Source organism: Bacillus sp. SRB_331 (genome assembly GCF_003264175.1).
Taxonomy (GTDB): domain Bacteria; phylum Bacillota; class Bacilli; order Bacillales; family Bacillaceae_G; genus Bacillus_A; species Bacillus_A mycoides.
Map to the genome: position 1 here is coordinate 1 of NZ_NADV01000104.1, position 1,122 is coordinate 1,122.

Genomic DNA, 1,122 nt, shown 5'->3' on the forward strand with positions numbered 1-1,122 from the left:
GAATGTAGGATTCTTACAGAAAAACATATGTTTATATTCAGGAGTAATTAACTATAACAAAATGAATTCCATGTTATCGATACATATAATTCTTAAATAGACGCAAACCACTGACAAGAGAATCCTTATAACAAGACAAGGATTCTGCAACAGGAAAGAACAACTTAGTAGGGGTACGGAAACGATTCTGGGTATGAGGGGCCACTCTGGGAAAGTATTCAAATTGATACAATAAAAAACGTAGAAAATAATTATTTCTACGTTTTTTATGTTTACCTAAGTTCTTTTTAGTTATTTTACAACAATATAGTACTCATCTGGCCTTCTTTTTTGTGCATCCTGAAAAGTTTCTAAAATTAAATCAGCATATGAACCTAGCATTTCTTTACTTTCTCGAAAAAATTCCCATTCTATTTTTACAGGAGTGTCAATCCATCCAGTAAGACAATCCCATAAAGCATCAGCATTCTCCCCATAATAATCAGGTAAGTCTAATTGATCTTTTAATATTTTATGCAGCATCTCTTTGCAAGTAAATTTACGTCCATCTAATTGTATCGTTTCCATAATGAATGTCCTCTCTATTTTATCTCGGTAAGGGTTTTATAATGATCTGAAGTTTTATACACTAATCCATCACTGGAATAGAGAATTCTATCATTACCTCGATATCCTGAAATATAATTAACATCCGCTTCATACCAAGTTCTACCAAGGTCGGCTGGTAACAAGCCTTCTTTATTTCCAAAAATATCGCCACCCATACTTTTACCAGGAGCTACTTTATGCAGATTTCCTTCTTTCTTCACCCAACCTAGTGATTCAGCTTGATCTTTCGTAATATAATTATCCGGTAATTTTTTATGTTCCTTTACATACTTAGCAACTTCATCAAAACCGGTAGGATATTTCGTGAATTTTGTATTTTTAGCAGCCGCTTCTAGTGCCTTTCCTTTCCCTTCTTTTCAAGTTCACCAATTTTCCCTACAACTTTACCAATTACACGTGTAGTACCACCTGATACAACGGATAGTGTACCCCAGCCATAATCTTCTGGTCCATATTTCCTACCGGTTGTTACATCTTCAACTTTGATAAGTTGTCCAATTTCTTTTCCTGTCC

At 34.3% G+C, this 1,122-nt stretch carries 1 protein-coding gene and 1 pseudogene; both read right to left on the reverse strand.

Features of this window, described 5'->3' with window-relative positions:
* Positions 1 to 291: 291 nt before the first annotated feature.
* Positions 292 to 567: a barstar family protein gene (locus B5P42_RS31420; RefSeq protein ID WP_113736076.1), complete on the reverse strand. Its 276-nt coding sequence runs from the start codon at positions 565 to 567 to the stop codon at positions 292 to 294.
* A gap of 14 nt (positions 568 to 581) precedes the next feature.
* Positions 582 to 1,122 (reverse strand): annotated as a pseudogene (locus B5P42_RS31425) (ribonuclease domain-containing protein); the annotation flags it as partial.

What these genes read in the sequence shown, in the direction of transcription:
- B5P42_RS31420 (WP_113736076.1), bottom strand. Translation starts at nt 567, where the DNA reads ATGGAAACGATACAATTAGATGGACGTAAATTTACTTGCAAAGAGATG.